The sequence below is a fragment of the Kitasatospora setae KM-6054 genome (assembly GCF_000269985.1).
Lineage (GTDB): Bacteria > Actinomycetota > Actinomycetes > Streptomycetales > Streptomycetaceae > Kitasatospora > Kitasatospora setae.
In genome coordinates this window covers 7938336-7962001 of sequence record NC_016109.1, presented here as the reverse complement: position 1 = coordinate 7962001, position 23666 = coordinate 7938336, and the positions used below count along the sequence as shown (strand labels likewise).

General features: G+C 75.9%; 16 protein-coding genes. 12 read left to right on the top strand and 4 right to left on the bottom strand.

The features are described from left to right. Positions 1-127 precede the first annotated feature (127 nt). Positions 128-1465, top strand: coding sequence for a crotonyl-CoA carboxylase/reductase (gene ccrA / locus KSE_RS34825; protein ID WP_014140090.1), 1338 nt, complete (start codon positions 128-130; stop codon positions 1463-1465). Between the two features lie 73 nt (positions 1466-1538). Here the strand turns inward: ccrA and KSE_RS34820 are convergent, their stop codons facing one another. Both KSE_RS34820 and KSE_RS34815 read right to left on the bottom strand, forming a co-directional pair. After that, on the bottom strand, positions 1539-2606 hold the full coding sequence (locus KSE_RS34820; protein ID WP_014140089.1) for an SGNH/GDSL hydrolase family protein: 1068 nt from the start codon (positions 2604-2606) through the stop codon (positions 1539-1541). 126 nt (positions 2607-2732) lie between these two features. Continuing rightward, positions 2733-3119, bottom strand: a complete 387-nt coding sequence (locus tag KSE_RS34815) for a hypothetical protein (RefSeq protein ID WP_014140088.1) — start codon at positions 3117-3119, stop codon at positions 2733-2735. 82 nt (positions 3120-3201) lie between these two features. Here KSE_RS34815 and KSE_RS46525 point away from each other — a divergent pair, with 82 nt between their 5' ends. Beyond that, positions 3202-3366, top strand: a complete 165-nt coding sequence (locus KSE_RS46525) for a hypothetical protein (RefSeq protein ID WP_014140087.1) — start codon at positions 3202-3204, stop codon at positions 3364-3366. 23 nt (positions 3367-3389) lie between these two features. Here the strand turns inward: KSE_RS46525 and KSE_RS34810 are convergent, their stop codons facing one another. Then, entirely contained in the window at positions 3390-4010 is a 621-nt protein-coding gene (locus KSE_RS34810; protein WP_014140086.1) for a dihydrofolate reductase family protein, read from the bottom strand. 107 nt (positions 4011-4117) lie between these two features. Then, the gene (locus KSE_RS46420; protein ID WP_407927460.1) at positions 4118-4270 is read right to left on the bottom strand and encodes a hypothetical protein; all 153 of its coding nucleotides are present in this window, start codon (positions 4268-4270) and stop codon (positions 4118-4120) included. Between the two features lie 489 nt (positions 4271-4759). Between KSE_RS46420 and KSE_RS34805 the strand changes: the two genes are divergently transcribed. From KSE_RS34805 to KSE_RS34760, 10 genes are all read left to right on the top strand, one after another. Next, positions 4760-5497 carry a Crp/Fnr family transcriptional regulator gene (locus KSE_RS34805; protein ID WP_014140085.1) on the top strand — a complete coding sequence of 246 codons (738 nt, stop codon included), beginning with the start codon at positions 4760-4762 and terminating at the stop codon, positions 5495-5497. A gap of 151 nt (positions 5498-5648) precedes the next feature. Continuing rightward, positions 5649-6458: a nucleotidyl cyclase domain-containing protein gene (locus KSE_RS34800; RefSeq protein WP_081539939.1), complete on the top strand. Its 810-nt coding sequence runs from the start codon at positions 5649-5651 to the stop codon at positions 6456-6458. After that, complete coding sequence (locus KSE_RS34795) at positions 6451-9126, top strand: hypothetical protein (protein WP_014140083.1); 2676 nt, start codon at positions 6451-6453, stop codon at positions 9124-9126. Before KSE_RS34800 ends, KSE_RS34795 begins: the two co-directional genes overlap by 8 nt. Then, positions 9123-10418, top strand: a complete 1296-nt coding sequence (locus KSE_RS34790) for a hypothetical protein (protein ID WP_014140082.1) — start codon at positions 9123-9125, stop codon at positions 10416-10418. The genes KSE_RS34795 and KSE_RS34790 overlap by 4 nt, the downstream gene beginning before the upstream one ends. A 4-nt stretch (positions 10419-10422) precedes the next feature. Continuing rightward, positions 10423-10992 carry a Pycsar system effector family protein gene (locus KSE_RS34785; protein ID WP_014140081.1) on the top strand — a complete coding sequence of 190 codons (570 nt, stop codon included), beginning with the start codon at positions 10423-10425 and terminating at the stop codon, positions 10990-10992. 91 nt (positions 10993-11083) lie between these two features. Continuing rightward, positions 11084-13456: a hypothetical protein gene (locus KSE_RS34780; RefSeq protein WP_014140080.1), complete on the top strand. Its 2373-nt coding sequence runs from the start codon at positions 11084-11086 to the stop codon at positions 13454-13456. Between the two features lie 100 nt (positions 13457-13556). Continuing rightward, positions 13557-17078 (top strand): tubulin-like doman-containing protein, encoded by a 3522-nt coding sequence (locus KSE_RS34775; RefSeq protein ID WP_014140079.1) that lies wholly within the window; start codon positions 13557-13559, stop codon positions 17076-17078. Beyond that, positions 17075-19573, top strand: coding sequence for a hypothetical protein (locus KSE_RS34770; protein WP_051055551.1), 2499 nt, complete (start codon positions 17075-17077; stop codon positions 19571-19573). Before KSE_RS34775 ends, KSE_RS34770 begins: the two co-directional genes overlap by 4 nt. Then, positions 19570-21618 (top strand): protein kinase family protein, encoded by a 2049-nt coding sequence (locus KSE_RS46080; protein WP_148283213.1) that lies wholly within the window; start codon positions 19570-19572, stop codon positions 21616-21618. Before KSE_RS34770 ends, KSE_RS46080 begins: the two co-directional genes overlap by 4 nt. Next, positions 21615-23633, top strand: coding sequence for a hypothetical protein (locus tag KSE_RS34760; protein WP_014140076.1), 2019 nt, complete (start codon positions 21615-21617; stop codon positions 23631-23633). The genes KSE_RS46080 and KSE_RS34760 overlap by 4 nt, the downstream gene beginning before the upstream one ends. Positions 23634-23666 lie beyond the last annotated feature (33 nt).

The following is a 23666-nucleotide window of genomic DNA, read 5'->3' as shown; positions in this document are numbered from 1 at the left end:
CCCGGCCGGTTCCCGCCGGAGCACCACGAGGGGTTTCGGGCCGCAGGGCGGACCCCTGTGCCGACAAAGAAGTCGCGCGGTTTCGCCTACTTTCCTTGCCGAGGTCCACAGCAGAGGAACTCCCACCGTGAACGAGATTGTCAGCGCCGTCCTTTCCGAAGACGCGGAAGGCCGGGACTTCGCCGCGCTCAGAATTCCGGAGAGCTACCGCGGGTGCGTTCTCAGAAAGCAGGACGTCGGCCTGTTCGACGGCATGGCGACGGCGAACAGGGATCCACGCAAGTCCCTTCACCTGCAAGACGTCCCGACTCCGGAGGTGGGCCCGGGCGAGGCCCTCGTCGCGGTGATGGCCAGCTCCATCAACTACAACACGGTGTGGTCCTCGATATTCGAGCCGCTGCCGACCTTCCATTTCCTGGAGCGCTACGGGCGGCTGAGCGAGTCCGCCAGGCGCCACGACCTCCCCTACCACGTCATCGGCTCCGACCTGGCGGGCGTGGTGCTGCGCACCGGCCCCGGCGTGAACCGCTGGCGGCCCGGCGACCGGGTCGTCGCGCACTGCCTGTCGGTCGAGCTGGAGTCCGCCGAAGGACACGGCGACACGATGCTGGACCCGGAGCAGCGGATCTGGGGCTTCGAGACCAACTTCGGCGGCCTGGCCCAGCTCGCCCTGGTCAAGGCCAACCAGTTGATGCCCAAGCCCGCCCACCTGACCTGGGAGGAGGCCGCCTCCCCGGGCCTGGTCAACTCCACCGCCTACCGGCAGCTGGTCTCGCGCAACGGCGCCGGCCTGAAGCAGGGCGACAACGTGCTGATCTGGGGCGCCAGCGGCGGCCTCGGCTCGTACGCCACGCAGCTCGCGCTGGCCGGCGGCGCCACCCCGATCTGCGTGGTCTCCAACCCGCGGAAGGCCGAGGTCTGCCGGTCGATGGGCGCCGAGGCGATCATCGACCGCTCCGCCGAGGACTACCGGTTCTGGAAGGACGAGCACCACCAGGACCCGCGCGAGTGGAAGCGCTTCGGGGCCAGGATCCGCGAGCTGACCGGCGGCGAGGACGTCGACATCGTCTTCGAGCACCCCGGCCGGGAGACCTTCGGCGCCTCCGTCTACGTCACCCGCAAGGGCGGCACCATCGTCACCTGCGCCTCCACCTCCGGCTACCTGCACCAGTACGACAACCGCTACCTGTGGATGTCACTGAAGCGGATCGTCGGCTCGCACTTCGCCAACTACCGCGAGGCCTGGGAGGCCAACCGGCTGGTCGCCAAGGGGAAGATCCACCCGACCCTGTCGAAGGTGTACCCGCTGGAGGAGACCGGCCAGGCCGCCTTCGAGGTCCACCAGAACCTCCACCAGGGCAAGGTCGGCGTCCTCGGCCTGGCCCCCACCGAGGGCCTCGGCGTCACCGACCACGAGCTGCGCGCCCGGCACCTCGGCGCGATCAACCGCTTCCGGGTGTCCTGAGGCCGACCGGGCGCGGGCCCCGGCTCCGGCGCGGGGCCGGCACGGGGCCGGGGCCGGCGCGGGGCCGGGGCCGCTAACGAGCGGCGCGGCCGAGCAGCGGCTCGACCGCGGCGGCCACCTGCTCGGCCTGGAGGTCGCGGCCCCGCTCGTTGGGGTGCACGTACCAGGGGATCCGCCGCCCGTCCGGGCCGAGTTCGGAGTCCTCCAGCAGGCCGCCGACGCCCCGGTCGGGGCCGGCGCAGGCGGTGCTGTCCCCGGTGCGGTCGTAGAGGTCGACGTACGCGGCGCCGCCGGCCTCGGCGACCCGCCGGGTCAGGTCGTCCAGCCGGCGCTGGACCCGGTCGATGAACGGCAGCGCGTCCGGCGGGATGTCGGCGAACGGGAGCGCGTCCTGACCGGGGGCCGGGGTCAGGCAGGCGGCCGGGTCGGCGGGCACCATCCGGGAGTAGCCGACCAGGACGGTCCGGACGCCCGGTGCGGCGAGGCGGGCCCGGACGAGCAGTTCGGTCAGCTCGGCCTCGACCTGGACGAAGCGCCCCTCCAGCCACTCCCGGCCGGCCCCCTCCTCGAAGAACTCCCGGCAGTCGGCGGCGGGTTGGTCCGGGTCGACCGGGTCGCCCGGCATCAGCGAGCCCGCCCGGAGCGTGGCGGAGCACTGCTTGAGGACCCGGCCGAAGCTCAGCGTGTTGCCGCCGACGCTGCCCACCAACAGCCGGGTGTCCGGGGCGAGCGCGTCCTGCTGCGGCGCGGCCCGCCGGTCGGCGGCGAGCGGCTGCGGCGTCCAGAAGTCGTGGACGGCCGCGCCCGAGCAGGAGACGTCCGCCCGGACGTCGAGCGGGACGCCCCGCTCGGCCAGCAGCCGGGTGGCGACCGCCGGGTAGTTGGCGACCGCCCGGAAGCAGAACGGCCCGTCGCCGTCCGGGCTGACCGGGGCGATGCCGAACCCGGCGGCGAGCGAGTCGCCGAAGAAGACGGTCGGCACCGGTTCGGCCGGCCCCGGTCCGGCCGGGGCCCGGTTCGGTCCGGCACCGGCCGCCGGCGCGGCGAGCGCCGGACAGCTGCCCAGCACGACGGCGGTGACGGCGGCGACGACCGCCCGCCGGAGCGCCGCGGTCGTCGTCTTGCGGGTGGCCGTGGGCATGGTCGCGCCCTTTCGTCGGGGGTTGCGCGGATGGCTGCGCCACGCATTCACTCACATGCGGAGCGTCACCATCCGGCGGGCCCGACCCGCCCCCGGCGCCACGACTGGCAACGGGGGCTCCCGGATTCACCCCATCCGGTGAACGGGCAGTCGGGGCACACCCGGCGGGACGAAGCCGGCCGGGACCGAACCGGGCGAGGGCGAACCGGGCGAGGGCGAACCGGCCGGAACGGGCCAGAGCGGGGCGCGGCGGGCGACGGCCGGCTGGTGCCGCTGCTCCTCGGGGCGGTAGCGGGCGGTGCGGCGGTGGAAGTCGAACTGCCCGACGATCCGGTACCGCAGGCCGCGGACGTACTCGTCCAGGCCCCGGCAGGCGGCCACGTCCAGCCCCAGGTCGGCGCGCAGGACGGGCAGTTCACCGGCCACCAGGTGCTCGAACTGCCGCAGCCGGGCGTTCATCAGGTCGTGGTAGTCGGTGACCGCGTTCTCCGCCGCCCGGACGGTGCCGCGCAACGCGGATGTGAAAGGCTTCCGGGTGCTGCCCCGCAGGTGGGTGGTGGAGCGGACACGCTCCTGACCGGGACGGTGCGGACGGTTGGTCCGGGACCACGGGCGCGAGACCGCGCACGCCGAAGCGATGATCAAGGTCGCCGTGATCCGGCTCATGGCCGCCCGCCTCGCCGGAGAGGAGATCAAACCACGCGGCCCCGTCGAGACCGAAGCAGCACGCCGCCTCGCCGACGGCCTCGACAACCGGTAGTCATCAGCCGACCCAACGCCTTCTCAGTCCTGGAGCTCGCTCATGTCGCCGGTCGCCGGGACGCCCTCGACCAGGCCGTAGCGCAGCAGGACGGTGCCGCGCGGGCTCGCGGCGGGCGGTTCGAGCAGCGCGAGGCTGGTGGGGACGGCACCGTCGGCGAACACCTTCTTGCCGCTGCCGAGGACGATCGGGTGGACCCACAGGTCGAGCCGGTCGAACAGCTTCTCCCGCAGCAGGGTCTGCACCAGGTCCAGACTGCCGACCACCTTGACCTTCTGGTGCCGGTCGCGGAGCTCCCGCACGGCGGCGGGCAGGTCCGGCCCGAGCAGTTCGGACCCGGCCCAGGTCAGCTCGGGCTCGCCGCGCGAGGCGACGTACTTCGGGATGCGGTTGAACAGTTCGGCGAAGGGGTTCTCCCCGGCGTTCGGCCAGTAGGCGGCGAAGATGTCGTACGTCCGCCGCCCGAGCAGCAGCGCGTCGGTGCCCTCGTACGCGGCGTCGACCTGCGCCCCGGAGACCTCGTCGATCAGCGGGGCCTGCCAGCCGCCGAACGCGAAGTCGTCCGCCGGATCCTCCTCGGGGCCGCCGGGCGCCTGCCCGACCAGGTCGAGGGTGGTGAACAGCTCGATGTCGATGAGGCCCATGGTGTGCTCCCGGGGGGGTGGGGGGTCCTGTCGGATGTACGGACGGACCGGGGCGGGCGGACTCATCGGTCCGCCCCCGTCCAGTCTGCTCCGCCGGGCCGTCCCCGCTACCGGCCGCGGCCGCCGGTGCAGGTGCAGGGGCGGGTGCCGTGCGAGCCGGGCCGGTAGCGCCAGCCGACGACCTGCGGGGCGGTGCGGATCCGCGAGCGCCGGATGCGCGGCGCGTCGGCCGCCGAGGTCAGGTGCACGAACATCGCCATGCGGGAAGGACGCCTTTCCGGAGGTTCGGGGGCGAACGGACGGCCGGCGGCCGCACCGCCGGCGAGCGCACCCACTCCGCTGAGCAGGCGTTCCGGGGTCTCGGCGGCAGGCGCACCCGACGGATTCCTGATGGTTCGTCAACTTCGTTTTCCTTCAGGGAAATAAGGGTTCACTCCGGCGTCCGCCGGTTCGCGCGCGGAGCGCGCGCCGGCGCATTCGGGCCGTACATCACGTCGTTGCCAAGAGATGTCCGAATCGTTTCCGAAGCCTGCCCGGAATCCCCACCGAACCGGCCCCGACCTGCGGTTCCGGCGCCGCCACGGCACCCGGCGACGGGGGGCTCGGAACGTCCCAGCAGTCACACCCGTCACTCTGGCACCAGCACGACGTCCCGGCGCGAGAGCTGGCCGAAATCCACCTCCGACGGGTCTACGCTCTCCCCACGTCGGACCGGAACAAGGCCTTCAGCAATCACCAGGGGGGGTGGCATGGGGCTGCTCGGCGGCGACCTTCCGTTCGCCCGCACTCTCACCGTCCAGGACCTGGAGGCCTTCACCGCACTGGGGACCGCCCGGTCCTTCGCCCCGGGGGAGCACCTGTTCTCCGAGGGCGACCGCACCACCCACGTGCTGCTGATCCTGACCGGCTGGTCGATGGTCTTCACCGCCGTCGACCGGGGCGCCACCCGGCTGGTCCTCGGACTCCGCGGGCCGGACGAACTCCTCGGCGAGCTCGCCGCGTTGGACCAGCGCCCGCGCAGCGCCACCGTGCAGGCGCTGGGCGCGGCGCAGGCGCTGGTGGTCCCCGGGGAGGGGTTCCGCCGCTTCCTGGCCGAGAACCCCCGGGCCGGCAGCCGGGTGATGACCCAACTGGCCTCCCGGCTGCGGGACTCCGACCGGGAACGGTCCGCGCTGGCCTCGCTCACCGTGGTCCAGCGGCTCGCCCGCCGCCTGATCGAGCTCTCCGGCACCGACGCCACCTCCCGGCCCGGCCGGAACGGCGGCGCGGCGGTGGTGCAGCTCGCCCAGGACGACCTCGCCGCCACCGTCGGTGCCACCCGCGAGGCGGTGGCCAAGGCGCTCCGGCTGCTGCGCGACCAGGGCCTGGTGCGCACCGGCACCCGGAAGGTGGAGATCCTCGCCCCCGCACCACTGCTGCTGCTCGCCCAGGGACCGCCCGGCCAGCCCGGGTCCGGCCGACGGCCGGGCACCGCCGGACCGCCCTGACCGGGACGGCCCGAGACGGAACCGCCGGGGGGACGGCAGCCTGCGCGGGCGTGCGGCCGGCCGTCCGCACGGCGCGTGTAAACGGCCACAGACAACCCGTCTCCCGGGGGCCGATTCTGCCGGTGTGCCGAAGCCAACCACAGGGGTGAACGTGAACGACGGGACCATCGACGCGGTGTACGAGCTGGTGGTCGGGGTGGACGTCCGGAAGTCCAGTGCCTACGACGACCGCGGCAAGGTCCGGATGCGCCGGCAGCTCTACACCGTCCTGAACCGGGCCTTCGGCCTCGCCGGCGTCCCGGCCACGGCCGTCCACCAGGAGGACCGAGGCGACGGCGTCCTGGCCACCATCGCCTCGTCCGTCCCGCCGTCCCGGATCGTCGGGGTCTGGCTGACCGAGGTCCACGAGCAGCTCCGCCAGGAGAACGAGAACGCGGAACTCCCGCTCGGACTGCGGATCGGCCTGCACGTCGGACCGGTCACCCACGACGCCAAGGGGGTCAGTGGCCACGCCGTCGACCTCGCCTGCCGGCTCACCGACGCGGACGCCGGCCGCCACCTGCTCGAACGCGAACGCGCCGACCTGGTGGTCGTCGTCTCCGACTCCCTGTACCGCGAAGTGGTCCGGCACGGCGGCCGGTTCGTCGACCCCGGGCACTACGCGCCCGCCCGGCTGGCACTCAAGGACGACGAGGTCCCCGCCTGGCTCCGGCTGCCCGGCCGCCCCCGGCCCGAGGCGCTCACCCCCGCGGCACCCGCCGCCCCCGGGGGACCCGACCGGCCCGACGCCCCCGAGGACCCCCCGGCCCCGATACCGGGCCCGGTAGCGCCCCCGGTAGCGCCCGGCGGGATCAGCTTCGGCGAGATCCAGGTGGACGGCGACCTCTCCGTGAACCAGGGCAACACCTACCGGGCGCCGGTCCACATCGGCCGCACCGTCAAGGGAGGCCACCGTGCCTGACCTGAACAAGGTCGTCGACGCTCCCCCGGAGCGCCGCGCGGAGGGACCGCGCGAACCTCGTGACCCCCGTGAACCCCGTGAGCCTCGCGGCCAGGACGGGCGGGCGCGGGACGAGCAGGTACGGGAGGACCCTCCGCAGGACGGGCGGGCGCGGGACGAACGGGCGCGGGACGAACGGGCGCAGGACGAACGGGCGCAGGACGACGAGCCCGGGCGCGACGAGCCCGGCCGCGACGAGCGCGAGGAGGCGGAGCGCGAGGAGGCGGAGCGCGACCGCTTCCGCCAGCTCAGCCGGGACCAGCTGCTGGACGACGAGCAGGAGGAGGGCGGCGCCGCCGCCGGGATGGCGGCGACCTCGCGGGCGCACCGCTCGGCGCGCTCGTCCTACCAGGTCGGCGGGGACCACAACCTGTTCGACCGCTCGGTGATCCACAGTGCCCTCATCGGCGACGTCCACCTGCGTCTGGACAGCCGGCAGGCGGTCGGCCCGGTCAGCGGCCCGGTGCCGGAGGAGGAGCTGCGCCGGGTCCGCCGGATCTACCGCGACCCGGAGGGGTACGCCGGTCTCCAGCAGGCGCTGCGGCGCCAGCACGTGCTGGTGCTCGCCGGTGCCCCGGGCACCGGCCGGACCTGCACCACCCTGGCACTGCTGGACGAGCTGACCGCCCCCGGTCCGGCCGGGGACCCGGCGGCCGGGCCGGTTCCGGCCGAGGGCCCGGCGGCCGCCGCGGCCGGGGTCGGGGCAGCCGGGGCAGCCGGCGCGGAGCCGTCCGCCCGGGTCTCCCGGGTCGCGCCGGACACCCCGCTGAGCCGGTTGACCGCCGTGGTCCGCGAGGGTACCGACCGGCGGCGCGGCTTCCTGCTCGAACTGCCGTCCGGCGGGGGCCGTTCGGTGCTGCCGCCGGACGAGCTGGAGCTGGACGCGCTCGCCGCGGCCCTGGCCGTCCGGGGCTCCTACGCCGTGCTGGTGGTGGCCGCCGGGCCGACCGCGGCGCCGCTGCTCGCCGGGCGGTACGGGCTGCTCTGCCCGCCCGCCCCCACCGAGGAGCTGCTGCGGGCCCGGCTGTCCGAGCGGCTGGCGGACGGGGCCGACCCGGACGAGCTGCTGCCCGACGCGTCCGGGAACAGGACCGGAAGCGCGTTCGACGGGGCGTCCGCGCGGCTGGTCGAGCGCGCCGAGCAACTGGCCGACGACCCCGAGGTGCGTTCCGCCGTCGGGCTGGAGGACCTCCGCCCGGCCGAGGCCGAGCTGTTCGCCGACCTGATCGCCTCCCACGTGCGGGGCCGGCTCACCCGCGCGGAACTGCTCGACGGGTGCGCCAGCCTCGCCCCGCAGCAGGCCCAGGAGTGGTTCGCCGGGGCCGACCGTGCGATCGCGGACGCCTCCGACGGCAACGAGCGCTCGGCCGCGACGGTGCTGCACCCGACCGCGTCGCGGATCGCCCTCGCCGTCCTGAACGGTTCGGCGCACAGCACCGTGGCGGAGGCCGCCCACCTGCTGACCTGGGAGCTCGCGGTCACCCGCGACCCGGCCAACGCGCCCGCCCGGCCGCTGTTCTGCGACGACCCGATCTCCGATCTCGCCTTCCTGCGGGCCGAGTTGGTCAACGGCGAGGTGGAGACGGCGGGCGTCGGCGCCCCGGCCCGGATCGTCCGCTACCGGGGCCGGGCGCTGTCCGCCGCCGTCCTCGCCGAGGTCTGGGACCGGCACCACCCGGCCCGCGAGCCGATGGTCCGCTGGATCCGGCTGCTCACCGACGACCCCCGGCCCGAGGTGTGGGTGCGGGCGGCGCTGGCCGCCGGCGAACTGTGCTCCCGGGACTTCGCCACCGGCTACGACAAGCTGATCCGGCCGATGGCGACCGCGGCCGCCCCCCAGCGCCGCGCGTTCGCCGCCACCGTGCTCGACCAGACCTCCCGGCACGCCAGCCACCGGCCCACGGTCCGCGCCCTGGTCCGGGACTGGGTGCGCTCCCCCTCGGTCCGGCTGCGCTGGACCGCCGCCATGGCGCTCGGCTTCGGCCACCTCGCCCCGGCCGCGGAGGCCCTCGACTGGCTGGCCCGGATCGGCACCGACGCGGAGCACGACCTGTCCCCGCTGGTCTCGTACAGCACCGTCCGGATGCTGTCCGGCACCGCCGACCGCGAGGTGCTGCGCCGGATCGCGGACTGGACGAAGGACCACCGCCCGGCGCACCAGGACCTCGGCCTGCTCACCGTCGTCCGGATGGCGGTGACCACGGTCGGCGAGGTGTGGGACGGCGAGGTCTCGCCGGACCTCGCCGACCTGCTGGACTGGCCGCTGCCGCTGGCCCTCGCCGCGACCCGCCCGGACCGGGCCGGGGAACTGGCCGACCTGCTGTGGACGGCGCTGCGCACCTCGCGCTCGCACGAGGCCACCGTCGACGCCCTGGCGGACTGGCTGCGCGGGGCCGTCGGCCCGGCCGACGACGGCCCGGACACCCGGCGCGGACTGGCCGCGCTGCTGCCCGCGCTGTTCGCCGAGAACCACGAACGGCAGCTCCTGGACCTGCTGTTGCGCCGGATGATGCGCGACGCCGACGAGCCGCTGGACCAGGCGTCGGCCCAACGGCTCTGGCACCTCGCCACCACCGGCCGCCCGGCCCGGGACCGCCCCCGTCGGCCCACCGAAGAGGAAGAGCGATGACGAACGACCCGAACCCCTCCGAACCCGGCGCCCCGGTCTTCCTCGCCGGCCCGCTGCTGCGCGAGCAGCAGGACCCGACCGCCCTCCGACGGCCCGGACCGGGCGTCTCCCAGGTGCACTTCTACCGCAACGGCGGCCACAGCATCGTCACCGCGCGGGGCGACGAGCACGTCAACCGCCCGCTCCTCGGCCGCGCGATGACGGTCTCCGAGGTCGCCCGCGGCACCTACGTCACCTCGCTGTCGCTCCAGGTCCCGGCGGTCGGCGGCACCACGTTCTTCGACGTCGAGGTGGACGTGCACTGGACGGTCACCGACTGCCTCCGGGTGGTGGAGACCCAGCTCACCGACCTCGCCGTCCGGCTGAAGGCCCCGCTCGTCCACCTGCTGCGGGGCATCTGCGAGAACCACCGGGTGTCGGACGCGGCCGACGCCGAACGCAAGGCCATGTCCGCCTGCGCGAGCGGCCAGTGGGACTACCTCGGCGACGACCTCGGGCTGGACGTCCGGCTGTACGTCCGCTTCGCCGTCGACCGGGCGACCCTCGAACACGCCGGGCGACTCCGGGACGGCAGCAACCAGGGCGACCTGGCCGCGCAGGAGCACCAGGGGAAGCTGGCCGAGGAGTACCGCAAGTCCCAGCTCCTGGCCCTCCAGATGGGGAAGTTCGAACGGATCCTGGACGGCGGGGAGCAGACCGAACGGACCTACATCCTCGCCGCCGACCCGGACGGGGCCGCCGCCTACCTCGCCGGACTGCACCGGCAGCAGCACGCCGACCGGCAGGAACGGCTCACCAGCGCCGTCGAGTTGATGCGGGACGGGGCGATCCAGTCCGTGGAGCTGGAGAACCGGCTCGGGGACATGCTGAGCGCCGACGGCCACCCGGCCGCGGGCGCCCTCGGCCGCCCCCCGGTCCGCTCCGGCCACCGCCCCGCGGAACTCACCTCCGCCCCGCACCGCGACGACACACCGGACGACCGCGACCGAGGGACGGACCGTCCGGGGCGGAACCGCGAAACCCCGCAGCCGTACACCCCGACCTGGCTGGACGTCGCACCGGACGCGGACCGGCCGCGCCGCCGCCCCAGCGAGGCGTTCGACGACTGGGAGAGCGCCGCGCCCCCGGACGACCGGCCGGAACGGACCGACCGCGCGCGCGACCGGGAGCGGGAGCGGGAGCGGGAGCGCGACCGGGAGCGGGAGCGAGAGCGGGAGCGAGAGCGCGACGACTGGCCCGACGACCAGGACGACCACGACGACCGGGCCTGGTCGCCGGACCGGGGCCGGTGACGCCGTGACCGAAGCCCCGACCACCGCCGCAACCGCACCCGCCACCACCGCGCCCGCCGCCCCTTCGCCTTCGCCATCGCCTTCGCCTTCGCCGTCCGCCGACGAGAACCGTTTCGTCGCGGGCCACCTGCTGGCCGCGGTCCGCGAGGACATCGGCCGGGCCGACACCAAGGCCTCGATCCTGTTGACCGGCGCCCTCGGCCTGCCCGCCCTGCTGCTCGGCCAGGGCTGGCCGGGCGGCGGGGCGGCCGGGTACGCCTCGGTCCTGCTGGTGCTCGGCGCGGTGTGCTGGGCGGCCGGCACCGTGGCGCTGGTGCAGGCGATCATGCCCCGCACCGGTACCCAGGGCGAGCACGAGAGCGTCACCTACTTCGGCGACCTGCTGCCCGGCGCCGCCGGGCCGGAGCTGGCCGAGCGGTTGGCGGCGGCCGGGCGCGACCCGGCCGGGTGGCTGCTGCTCCAGGCCGTCGACGTCAGCACCATCCTGGCCGCCAAGTACCGCTGGATCCGCCGGGGCGTCGGCTGTCTGGCCCCCGGCGCCGTCCTCACCACCGCCGGAGTGCTGCTCGGCTGAGCGCACCCGCCCACACCCCTCATCCGCCGATCTCCCGGCCGGCCCTGCCGGTCGGTCGGAAGCACGCACCCTGAAACCGGAGGAAACGACGGTGCCCCACCTGTCCATCGTGCCCACCTGCCGTCGCGCCGCGCCGGCCCCGTTCCGGCTCCGGTACCCGCGCCGGGGCCTCGGGCGCACCGCGGCGGGCGTCGCCGCGGCCCTGCTGGCCGTCACCGGGCTGCCCACCGCCCCGGCCTTCGCCGCCGACCCGTCGCCCTCCGCGTCCGCCACCGCGTCCGCCACCGGGTCCGGGTCCGGCCCGTCCGCCGCCGCCGCGATCGGGCCGGTCAACTACGCCGTCGCGGTCGACGAATCCGGCAGCCTCGACCCGGCCGACCTCGAACGCGAGCGCACGGCCGCCCTCCGGATCGCCCTCGGCGAGGTCCACCACGCCTCGACGGTGGGCATCTTCGGCTTCGCCAGCGGGAAGGCGCTGGGCCCGGTGGACGAGGTCTGCCCGCCGACCCCCCTGGACGCCGTCGGCCGCGACCGGATCGGCAGCTGCGCGGCCGGGCTGCACCGGCGCACCCCCGAGGAGGGCGACGACACCGACTTCCCGCACGCCGTCGCCCAGGCCGTCACCCGGCTCGGCGCCGCCGACCCGTCGGTGCCGCGGGTGCTGTTCCTGCTCACCGACGGCAAGTTGGACGTCCGCAACAGCGAGTCGTACGGCAAGGACCTCACCCCGGATGCCCGGATGGCCGTCGCCGAGGCGGACCTGGCCACGGCGCTGGCCGCGGCGAAGGCCGCGAAGATCCAGATCTGGCCGCTGGGCTTCGGCTCGCTGCCCGACCGGGCGGCACTGGACCGGATGGCCGCCGCCGGGTACCAGGAGGGGTGCGTCAGCCTTCCCGACGCCACCCCGCGGGCCACCGTGGTGCAGGACTCCGGGGAGGTCGGCGCGGCGCTGGAGACGGCGTTCGCCGCCGCCCACTGCCTGCGCACCGGGGGCGTGCAGACCGGCCGTCCGCCGGCCGACCTCCAGGTGCGGATCTCCCCACTGGCCGCCGTCGGCAGCATCGTGGTCGACAAGGGCGACCCGCTGGTGACCGCGACCTACTACGACCCCAGCGGGCGACGGGTCGGCGCGTCCGGCTCCGACCAGGGCTCGACCTACGAGTTCTCCGGGCAGGGCCAGAGCGTCGAGTCGCTGCGCATCACCGACCCGGTGCCGGGCCAGTGGCGGGTCCACCTGGACGCGCCCGAGGACCACCGTTCCCAGCTGGCCAGTGTCAGCGTGCTCTGGCGCGGCGCCCTGAACAGCTCGATCACGCTGTCCCCGCCGTCGCCGCGGGCCGGTGAGCGGGCCACCGTGACGGTCCGGCTGCAGACCCGCAAGGGCCTGGAGATCACCGACCAGCAGGACCTGAAGCAGTTGTCGGTCGCCTCCCTGCTGACCGGTGACGGCTTCTCGCCGGTGCCGGTCGCGCTGTCCGACGACGGGGCCGCCCCGGACGCGAGGGCCGGGGACGCCACGTTCACCGGCACGGTCACCGTCCCGGCCTCCGCCACCGGCGCGATCACGGCGTCCAGCACCCTGACCGCCGCCGGTCTGACCGCCGACGAGAACCGCCCGTTCCGTTCGGCGGTCTCCCCCGCGGTGCCGCTGGTCACCGCGGCCTTCTCGGCCGCCGGCCCGCTGGCGGCGCACCCGGGCGGGTCGGTGGAGGCCCGGCTGACCCTGCGCAACGACGACGCGGTGCCGCACACCCTGCACGCGAGCGTCACCGACGTCGCCCCCGGCCTGCTGACGCTGTCCCCGGACACCGTCACGCTGGCGCCCAAGGAGTCCCGCACCGTCGACGTCACGCTGACCGCGGGCGACGCCGCGGCGTTCCGGCTGCCGGACGACGGGGTCACCGTGGGCGGCAAGGCCACCGTGGTCGACACCTCGGACCACGACCGGGTGGTCGTCGACGCCCCGCTGTCGGTCCGGGTCACCCCGCCGCCGTCCTTCCTGGAGCAGTGGTGGTGGGCCCTCCTGGCCGCCGGTCTGCTGGCCGCGGCCGCCGCGCTGGTGCTGCTGGTCCGGCTGGCGGTCCGTCGGCGCCGCAGGTCCCCGGAGGGGTTGGAGCTGACCCTGCTGGACGAGCGCGGCGCCGAGGCGAGCACGCTCACCACCACCGCCGGGTCCGGCGGTTGGTACGAGTTCGAGGTGAAGGGCATCGGCAGCCCGTACCCGCGGCTGGTCCACCACTCCGGCGGGACGTACCGGGTGCAGCGCGGCCAGGACGGCGGCGCGGTGCTGGAGACCCGGCGCCGCGACCGGGTCCGGCTGACCGAGGGCGCGCCGGTGGCGCTCACGGGCGGCCTGAGCCTGCTGCTGACCGCGAACCACCGCCCCGCCCCGGTCGCCCCGGCGCCGTCCGGCGGCGTGCCGTCCTCCGCCCTGCCGCCCGAGTCCACCGACGCGTGGCTGTGACCCGGGCCGCTGCCCGGCACCGGGGCCCCGGGCCCCGTCCACCCCGTTCCTTTCGACACCCGAGCCGGCCGCCCCGTGCGGCCGGATGGAGGCGGAACCCATGAAGATCTTCCAGCCGATGCTGTTCGTCGGTCTGGGCGGCACCGGTGGCCTGGTCGGCGCGGAGCTCGACCGGCGCCTGCGCGCCGAGCTCTGCGGCCCGGACGGCACGGCGCTGACCGGCCTCGGCGGCCTGGCCCCCTACCAGCTGCCGGACTGCCTGCAGTTCGTCTACGCCGACTTCAGCGAGACCGACCTGGCCCGGCTGCCGCACGCCACCGCCGCCCCGGCGATGCGCCCGGTGTTCAGCCGCACCTCGCGCTCCACCCACGACCTGCTGCCGAACTTCGACAGCTCGCCGGACGTCACCAAGATGCTCCGGGCGAGCATGCCCGAGGAGACCGCGGCGTGGCTGCCGCCCCGGCAGAACGAGCCGCGGGTGACACCGTTGAAGAACGGCGCGGGCCAGCTGCCGACGGTCGGCCGGGCGGGCCTGTTCGGGACCCTGCGCGGCGGCCTGGACCCGGTCCTGGAGCCGCTGATGCAGGCGATCGACGCGCTCGCCCGCTCCGGCGGGTCGCTCAGCCAGCTCGGCGGCGGTCCGGTCAGCGGGTGCGACGTCTTCGTGGCGTTCTCGGTGGCCGGCGGCACCGGCGCGGGCATCTTCCTGGACTACCTCTACCTGATCAACCACGCCTTCCGGGAGAAGGGCTTCGACGGCGTCAAGGTCTACCCGCTGGTGGTGATGCCCTCGGCGTTCCCGGTGTCCGGCGGTGGCGGCCGGGAGGCGGAGCTGAACTCGGCCCGCGCCCTGGTCGACCTGTTCCGCCTGGTGGACGAGCAGAACGCCCCCGTGCTGGGAGTCGACCACGGCGACGTGGACGAGGAGCTGATGCTGCGCATCCGCTACCCGCACACCGCCCCGATCCGGCTGCGCACCGGCATCCTGCCGACCGCCTTCCTGTTCAACCGCACCGCGGGCATCCGCCCGGACGACCTGCGCCGCTCCATGGTGTCGCTGGTGATGTCGCTGATCGGCACCGAGCTCGGCGACGGCCGCGCCGCCCGGACCAGGGCCGACGACGACTACCAGACCTTCGCCGCGAGCTTCATCAACCGGGGCGTGCAGCGGGCCGCCGTCGCGCCGTCCGGCATCGGCCGGCGCGGCGTCTCCACCAGCCTGGTCGCCTCGATGACCGCGCCGGTGGACGAGCTGGCCTCGCTGGTGTCCGGCCGGATCCTGCGCGCCTCGATCGACCAGCTCGACGACCGGGCGCACCGCCCGGGCCGGAGCGCCGCCGACCTGGTGCAGCAGGTGTTCGCCGACTCCGGGCTCGAGGAGCTGCTGCGGCGGCCCCAACTGCCGATCCAGCCGCCCTCGCCGGAGCCGCGCGGCAGCTCGGCCATCGAGGCGGGGCTGGCCGCCCGGCTGGCCGGCATGCAGTCCGAACTCGCCAACCTGGCCCGGCAGGCGGCCGCCCGGACCGCCGAGATGGCGAAGGACTTCGCGCCCCGCCGGGCGGTCGACCGGCTGCTGGCGGGCGTCGACCCGTTCACCGTGCAGCGGGTCGTGCGGGGCGACCCGCAGGCCGGCGACTCCCTGGCCCGGCTGGGCTTCCTCGGCATGCTCGACCAGCGCACCCACACGCCCCCGCTGCCGCCCGGCACCCGCGAGACCCCGCCGAGCGGGGCCCGGATCCGGCGCCGGATGGGCGGCCTCGCCCAGCCGCGCTGGGGCGACGAGGAGGTCCAGGCCGTGCTGCGCGCCCAGGACGCCTGGTACAAGTGGCGCAGCCACCAGGTGTGGCACGAGGCGTGGAAGAGCCAGCAGCAGCGCTGGGAACCGGCCGCCCGGGCCCTGGAGAGCGAGGTCAACCGGCTGGTCTCGGCCTTCCGCAGCCACGCCAAGGACGAGCCGCGGGCGTTCGCCGAGCAGTCCCAGACGCTGTACGAGGACCGCACCGGCGTGTCGTACCTGCTGCCGCCGCAGCGCGACCTCAAGCACTTCTACGACGACCTGGTGGCCCGGCTGGCCGCCCGCGAGGGCCTGCCGGAGAGCGAGGACCAGGCGGCCCTGCTGATGCGGCTGGTCGGCGGCGACGAGTGGCGCGCGGCCAACGCGCTCAGCCGGCGCAGCCCGGCCGGTGCGGTCGGCGAGGTCAAGGCGGCCGTCGAGGCGGGCGTGAAGCGGCTGTTCGCGGAGAGCGGCGAGCAGTTGGAGGAGCGTCCGCTGCTGCCCGCGATGGGGGTGCTGCTGGCCGCGGCGGCGGGCAGCGAGGAGGACGCCGAACTGGTCAGCAAGGAGGCGCTGGAGCAGTTCGGCCGCAAGCTCGCCGGGCTGCTGCCGGCCGGTTTCGTACCGGAGGGCACCGGCCCGCTGAAGGCCCTGGTGACGTACCCGCGGGTGAAGTCCTCGGACGAGGTGGAGGACTTCCTGCGGAAGGCGCTGCGACTGCCGAAGGAGGCCCGGGCCGAGTTCCGGGGCGTCGAGACGCAGTCGATCACGGTGGTGCTGTTCCGCAGCGAGATGAGCCTCACCCAGGTGCCGGAGGCCCGCAAGATGCTCCGGCAGTGGGCCAAGGCGAAGGACAACGAGCAGGGCGACGACGTGCTGCGCTGGCGCCAGCGGCTGGGCCACCGCGACGACTGGCTGGTCTCCACCGAGGCGGACCGCCGCCTGATCCTGCACCGGCTGCTCAACCTGCTCTGGAACGGGCAGGTCGACGTGTTGGAGGGCCCCGAGGACTCCCCGCGGCTGATCCGGCTGCGACTGTTCCGGGAGCACGGGCCGGAAGTGCCGGGCGTGCGGCTGCGGCTGGGCGAGCAGCAGAACGGCGTCTCCAGCTGGGCCGAACTGCTGCGGGCCTACGAGCGGTGGACGGTGCTCGACGACGAACGGACCGTCGAGGACTACTGCAGCCGCCTGATGTCGGCCTACCCGGCGGGCCTGACCCGCTCGGCGAGCCGGCCCGACCCGCTGTTCGTCCGGCTGGTCGAGCAGATCGCGCCGCAGCAGCGGAAGATGCTCCGGACCCGCCGAGAGAACGGCGGGGAACGGGTCGACGGCTGGTTCCGCCCGCTGTGGCAGTTCTGGGCGGAGACCCTGCCCGCCGCGCTGCGGCTGGAGTTCAACGACCAGCGGGCCGTCCAGCCGAACCTGGCGACGCTCCTGGAGGCCATCCGCAGCGGCCAGTTGGACCCGCGCCCGGTCGACGACGTCGACGACGAGCCGCACGGCGCCCGGACCGCCCCGCCCCGCGAGGAGGAAGAGGACTTCGGCACCCGCCGCCCCGCCGGACGGGACGACGGACGGGACGACGAACGGGACGAGCGGCCGCCCCGGTCCGCGGAACGGAGCGGCCCCGGCCCGGACCGGTACGCCGAGCGAGACACCGACCGGTACACCGACCGCGACACCGACCGCAGCACCGACCGGTACACCGAGCGCGACACCGACCGGTACACCGACCGCGGCACCGGCCGGGTCGCGGAGTGGGACGAGTCGTCGTACGGGTGGTCGTCCCGCGCGGAGGAGCCCGGGCGGTCGCGCGGCGCCGAGCGTTGGGACGGTGAGGAGGCGTGAGCAGTTCCTTCCCGGTGCCCGCGCCCGTCGTCCGGCTCGATCTGCGCGCCCCGGAGCTGGCCGGTACGGACCCGGCCGTGCTGCGGAGCGCCGTGGTGGCCCGGCTGGCGGAGCAGGGCCTGTCCCAGCCGCACGACCTGCGGTTCCTGGTGATCGACACCCCGGCCGGGCTGGACGCCCACCACACCCGGATCGAGCAGGTGATGGCCTACCGCGCGCCGGGCCGGGTGCGGGTGCTCTGCCTGCTGGTGGGCGGGCTGCCCGACCACCCCGGCCCGGCGGAGCGGCGGTTGCTGCGGCCCGCGACCCTGCGGGCGCCCGAGGCCGGCCTGGTCTGGGCCGGTGACCTGCAGGCCGGGCACGGCCACGACGACCCGGCCGGGCCCGCCGACCCGCAGGCGCTGGCCGTGCTGGCCGACGTCCTGTCCGTTCCCGAGCTCTTCGACGAGACGCTGGACCTGCTCGCTTCGCTGCCGGACGGGGTGGCGGCCCCGGCACTGCGGGTGCTGGAGCACGGGCTGTCCCCGGAGGTCCGCCACCAGGCGTGGAGCGAGGCGCTGCTGCGCTTCGCGGGCTCGCACGACCCGGCTCCGGCCGGACCGGCGGGCGACCGGCTGCCGGGCGCCCTGGAGGGGCTGGTCACCGGTTCCGCGACCGGTTCGCCGTGGCGGCGGACCGGGAGCGGCGAGGAGTCCCGGGCGCACCACGAGGCCGTGGACGCGCTGGACACCGCCAGGGCCGAGGCGGTCCGGTTCGGCGGGCCGGCCGGGCTGGTCACCGGGGCCGGGCGGGCCGAGCTGGAGTCGGCACTGGGCCGGGGCCGGCAGGCGCTCGACCGGTACGGCGCCCTGGTCGGCCGGGTGCTGCGGATCGACGGCGGCACCGCCGGGACGCGCTCCGCCGCCGAGTCCGCCACCCAGCTGGCCAAGCTGGGCATCGCGCTGGATCCCCCGACCACCACCGGCGAGCGGGTCGGCGAGAGCCTGCGCCTGCTCGCCGTCGGGCTGCTGAACGCGGGGCTGCCGCTGCGCTCGGTGGCCCAGCGGCTCACGCTGCTCGCCGGTCAGGTGCAGCCGCTGTCGAACAGCCCGCTGCTCGCCGAGCTCGACGGGCTGCGGCCGTCCACCGCGGGCGACCGCAGCCTGCCGCCCGCCCCGCCGGGCCTCGGTGTGCTGGGCGCGGCCGGGCTGGCCGGGCTGCTGGGCGGGCTGTGGACCTGGCCGGCGCTGCCGGCCGCGCTGGTCGTGCCGCTGCTGGTCTCGCTGGGCGTGCTGGCCGGGGTGCTGCGGCTGCCGGGCGGGCCGGGCCGGGTCTCGCACGCGGTCGGGCTCGGCGTGGCCGCGCTGCTGGGGGCGGCGGTGTCGGCCGCGGCGGCCGGCGCGGCCGGGCTGCCGCCCTGGACGGGTGTCGTCGGCCTGCCGGTCGGGGGCGTCCTCGCCGGCTGGCTGGTGCTCCGGGCCTGGCGCGACCACGCGCAGCGCTGGGGCCTGGAGCGCGGCGTGGAGCCGCTGCAGCAGGAGCTGCACGGGCTGGAGGCGCTGCTGGTGCGGGCCCTGCGCGAGTTCTGGGCGGTCGAGGAGCGCCGGTACTGCGCGGACGCGGCGATGTCGGTGGTCGGCATGCTGCGGGCCACCGCGGCGGCGGCCGAGGAGGAGGCCGCCCGGGACCTCGCCGAACCGTCCGGTGCCGCCGGGGAGAGCGAGGAGGACTGGCTGGGCCGGGCCGCCGACGACGAGGACGACCCCTGGTCGTACGGCGACGGCGACGGCGACGGCGACGGCGACGGGTACGGCGACGGGCAGTACGACGACGAAGCGGACGACGACTGGATCGGCCTGCGCTCCGAGGACAACCCGGCCCGGGCGGCCGGCGGCCCGGCCGCCGGGCCCCGGCCGGGCGCCGCCGGCCGCCCGCGGTGGCTGGAGCGCGGGGAGGCGAAGGGCGGCCCCGAGCTGGTGCCGACCCTGGTCGGTGACCTGACGGACGCCACCCTGACCGCCCTGGACCCGTACTGGGGGGCGGTGGAGCGCGGCCGGGCCGGTGACGCCGCCCAGGAGCGGATCACCGAGCGGGTGCGCGAACTGCTCGCCGCGGCCCGCGACCACCTGGACCGCAACGACGTCCTGCCCGCCCCGCCGTTCGCGGCCCCGCACCGGATGCGCAGCGGCCCGGCCGGGCTGCTCGGCGTCGACGTCGGCCGGGCCGCCGACCAGACCTTCCCCGACCGGGACGGCCGGGGCCTGCTGCAGTTGAACTCGGCCGAGCAGCAGGACCTGCTCAGCCGCAACCCGGACGCGGTCGTCCTGGTCCGCTTCGCCCCCGAGTCCGCCCACGGGGGGCCGCTGCTCGACGGCGGCGGCGAGGAGGCCCGGGAGGTGCGGACCGCGGCCGGCCGCTACGCGGGGCGGCTGCGGCTGACGGCGCTGCGCGCCGGGGTGGTCGGGACCGTCCGGCAGCGGCACGGCTCGGCGTACGACGAGGAGGAGCAGTGGTGAGCAGCACCCGGCCCGGCCCGCGCCCGCGGGACCTGAACGGCCCCGGCGGCCCCGGCCCGCAGAAAGCCGTGGACCTGCCGTACCTGACGCCCGCCGGGCGGCGGCTGGTGGCCCCCGCCCGGTTCGGCCCCGACCCGTCCGGCACCGGCCGCGGCGGGCCCCCGATGCGCAACGCGTCGCTCGGCGGCAAGCGCTGCGTGCAGGTCCGGGCCGCCGCCGCGGACGGTGCCGGCCCGGCCGAGGCGGCCCGTGACGCACTGGACGCGGAGGCGGCGGCCGCCCTGCGGCTGCACCGCGCCTTCGAGGGCGGTCCGGCCGCCCGGCTGTTCCCGACGCTGCTCGGCTACGACCTGGAGGCGGCCGAGCCGTTCGTCCTCTACCTGCCGCCGCGCGGCACCCGGGTCGACCAGCTGCACGGCCTGCCCGGCGTCCAACTGCGGGTCGTCGAACGGGACCTGGTCGACGCCGCCGCGCTGCTCGCCGAGCTCGGCCTGGTCCACCAGGGCGTCACCCCGGCGACCGTGCGCTGGGACGGGCGGTCCGTGCAGCTGTGGGGTCTGCACGCGGTCACCCGCACCGGCCGGCCGCGCACCGCGGGCGGCACCGCCCCGTACGCCTCGCCCGAACTGCGCGGCGGCACCGGGGAGAACGACCCGCGCGACACCCTGTGGAGCGCCGCCCAGGTGATGTACCGCCTGGTCACCGGGCAGGAGGGCGACCCCGACCGGGAGCCGGCCGACCTGGCCGACCACCGTTCGCTCGCCCACAGCATGCGCTCCTCGTTCGCCCCCCGGGCCGCGGACCGGCCCGCTCCGGCGGCGCTCCGCGACCTGCTCGCGCCCGGGCACGGCCAGGCCGCCGTCCGCGACCCCGACGACCTCGCCCCGCACCGCGCCGCGTTCGACCGGGCCGTCGCCCTCAAGCGCGCCGCGGACGGCGGCACCGGCGGCGGCCCGGACGGCCCGGAGGCCGACGAGGACGGGGTGCTGTGCCCGTCCTGCCTGGAACGCATCCACTTCGATCCGCAGGCGCTGTACGTCCCCGACTCCTTCCAGGAGCTCCAGCCGTACCGGCTCACCGCACAGCAGAGCCGGCAACTGCGCGCCGACGAGCTGCGCGGCGCCTTCCAGCGCTGCACGGGCAGCCCGACGCACCACGTCCCGGTGCCGTACCTGCTCAACGGGCGCCCGCTGACCGTCGCCATGATCGGCCAGTCCAACACCGGCAAGAGCCACCTGCTGGCCCAGATGATCGCCGAGATCACCGACGACCGGCTGAAGCCGTACGGCGTCAGCTGGCAGTCCGTCAACCCGGAGCAGCACGCCAACTTCCTGAACCGGCAGGTGGTGCCGCTGCGCAACGGCAACGTGATCGGCCACACCGCCGGGCTCGGCGACGACGAGCCGGTCCGGTTCGTCGAGTCCCTGCTGATCACCGACTCCCGCGGCCGGACCCGCCCGCTGGCCTTCTTCGACCTGGCCGGGGAGGACCTGCTGCGCACCGACGCGCTGCTGCGCTTCCTGCTCGGCGTCGACGCCCTGGTCTTCGTCGTCGACCCGCTCCTCGCCGTGCCCCTGCCCCAGCTCGACGAACTGCGCGCCTCGCTCGGACTGCGCGTCAACCGGGACGGCGACCCCGCGTTCGCCACCGTCCTGGACCGCGTCCCGCGCACCGGCCCGCACCTGACCGTGCCGTCCGCGGTCGTGGTCTCCAAGGCCGACCTGCTGCGCACCGAACCCCCCGTGGACCGCTGGCTGACCGAACCCGGCACCACCCCCCTGAGCCGGCGACGGCTGCACGAGGAGAGCCGCGACGTGTACGCGCTGCTGCACCGCCACGCCGGGAAGTCCTGGCTGCGCCCCTTCGACACCGCCCTGCACTGCACCATGCACATCGCCTCCGCCACCGGCGGACGGCAGCAGGACCGCCGCTACCCGCACGGCGTCCGGGCGCAGCGGGTCCTGGAGCCGCTGATCGCCCTGCTCGCCGCGCACGGCGTCATCGACCTGCCCGACGCCCGCACCGCCCCGGAGGCCGGACGATGAACACCACCGGACCGAGCGAGTACGTCGACCAGGTCGTGTTCCGCTGGCAGGGCAACCAGGGCCGCCGCAGCTCCGGCCTGGCCCCCGCCGCCTGGTCCTGCCCCCCGGAGGTCGCCGACGACCTCGCCCGCGAACTGGCCCCGCTGCTCCGGGTCGACAACGCGGAACGCCCCGGCCTGGTCCGCACCTTCACCAAGCGCGACGAGACCGTCGTCATCCGGCGCTGGCCCACCTGGGACGCCGCCGGACGGCCGAACACCGCCTGCCACCTGCTGCTCGGCACCCCCCACTCGCTCACCGCCCGCACCGCGCTCGCCCTGCACGACTGGCCGATCAGCACCAGGCAGTTCGCCGAACAGGCCACCGGCACCTGCGAACCGGTCGGCACCGCCCGGCTGCGGGACCTCTCCGAGCGGGCCTGGGCCGACGGCCCGGAACGGATCGCCGAGGTCCGCGACGCGCTCACGGTCGCCACCGCGGCCCTGCTGCGCCGCCCCGGCTCCCGGCTCTCGCTGCGCGTCGACGCCCTGCCCGGCTGGCCCGACCGCAACCCGTCCGCCGCCGCGATCCGGGGCCTGTACGAGATCTTCGGCCGCCGCTGGCTCCCCCAGCCGTGGACCTTCGCCACCTACGACGTGACGGACCGCCACGACCTCACGGTCACCTGGGTCGACGACTGGACCACCGACTCCGGCCCGCAGCACGAACGCTCCCGCATCGACCCCCGCCGGGCCGAGCACGACGAGGCCCACGAACTCGCCGCCCGGCTGGTGGAACGGCTGCTGAACCGCCCCGCCCACGGGAGCTCGGGCCTGCCCGAACTCACCGCCCCCGCCCTGCGGAACGCCGCCGGGCGGCCGCCCGAGGAACGCCTGCGCCTGCTCGCCCGCGCCCTCCGGGGCACCCCGCCCCCGCACCCCCGGCCCCGGCACTCCCCGGCCGACGGCGACCACCGGGACCACCGGGACCACCGGGACCGGGACGGGCGCGGCGGCCCCGAGCACCGGGACGTCCCCGACCGCCACGGCGAACGGGACGTCCCCGACCGCTACGGGGAACGGGCCGAACCCGACCGCTACGGGGAACGGGCCGACCGGAACCGGCACCGGCACCCCGACCGGCCCCCGTACCAGGAGGACGAGGCCGAGTTCCCCACCGTCTACGTCCCCGCGCCCCACGTCCCCGCGCCCGTCGCGGAGGTCCGCCGGTGCCTCGACCGGCCCGGCGCGGACGCCAAGGCGGTCGTCGCCCGGCTGTGCGAGCTGGCCGAGGCCGGCGAGGAGCCGCTGCTGGAGGTCCTGCGCGAGGAGAGCCTGTCGGTCTCCGCCACCAACCAGCTGCTGCAGGCCCTGCACGTCCGCGGCCGGGAGCGCAGTCCCGGCGAGAGGTCGCTGCTCTGCGCCCAGGTGCTGAGCCAACGGCTGTTCATCGACCGCACCGCCGCGGGGCCGGACGCCGAGGGCAAGGGCGTCGAGCGCGCCGTCTGGCTGTTCGACTGGGCGGTCCTCCCCCACCTGCGGGACCAGCAGCACCACCAGGCACTGGTCGCCCTGTTCACGGGGCTGCTGCTCGACAACACCCCGGCCGAACGGGAGTTGCTGGCCCTGCTGGTCCCGCCGCCCGGGTCGGAGCGGGCCGCGCCCGACCTGCCGTCCGAAGTCTGGCAGGAGTTGTTCCACCACCGGGCCCGTGCCGTCCCGGGGCAGCCGCTCCCCCCTTCCGAACCCGCCGGGACGGCCGGACCACCTGGTGAGCCGTCCCCGGAGGCGCCTCCGGCCCCACCGCCCGCTCCCCCGGCCGCGCCTCCGCCCGCTCCCCCGGCCGTCCTTACACCCCCTGCCGAACCCGACGACCTCCCGGAGGTCCTGCCCCGGCCCGTCCCGCCGCGCCCGCCCTCGTCGCCGCCACCGCCGCAACCACCCCCGCAGGGGTCTCAACTGGGCATCATATTAGGCGTGTTGGGCGTCGGACTGGGGCTGATAGCAGTGTTGGTGATGGCGCTCCTGCTGTGGTGAGCCCGGTGCCGGGCCCCGGCGGGGCGCCCGGGC

Excerpts from the sequence above, each read along its gene's own strand:
- KSE_RS34820 (WP_014140089.1), bottom strand. The coding sequence starts at position 2,606 with ATGCCCACGGCCACCCGCAAGACGACGACCGCGGCGCTCCGGCGGGCG.
- KSE_RS34810 (WP_014140086.1), bottom strand. The coding sequence starts at position 4,010 with ATGGGCCTCATCGACATCGAGCTGTTCACCACCCTCGACCTGGTCGGG.
- KSE_RS46420 (WP_407927460.1), bottom strand. The coding sequence starts at position 4,270 with ATGGCGATGTTCGTGCACCTGACCTCGGCGGCCGACGCGCCGCGCATC.
- KSE_RS34805 (WP_014140085.1), top strand. The coding sequence starts at position 4,760 with ATGGGGCTGCTCGGCGGCGACCTTCCGTTCGCCCGCACTCTCACCGTC.
- KSE_RS34790 (WP_014140082.1), top strand. The coding sequence starts at position 9,123 with ATGACGAACGACCCGAACCCCTCCGAACCCGGCGCCCCGGTCTTCCTC.
- KSE_RS34775 (WP_014140079.1), top strand. The coding sequence starts at position 13,557 with ATGAAGATCTTCCAGCCGATGCTGTTCGTCGGTCTGGGCGGCACCGGT.
- KSE_RS34760 (WP_014140076.1), top strand. The coding sequence starts at position 21,615 with ATGAACACCACCGGACCGAGCGAGTACGTCGACCAGGTCGTGTTCCGC.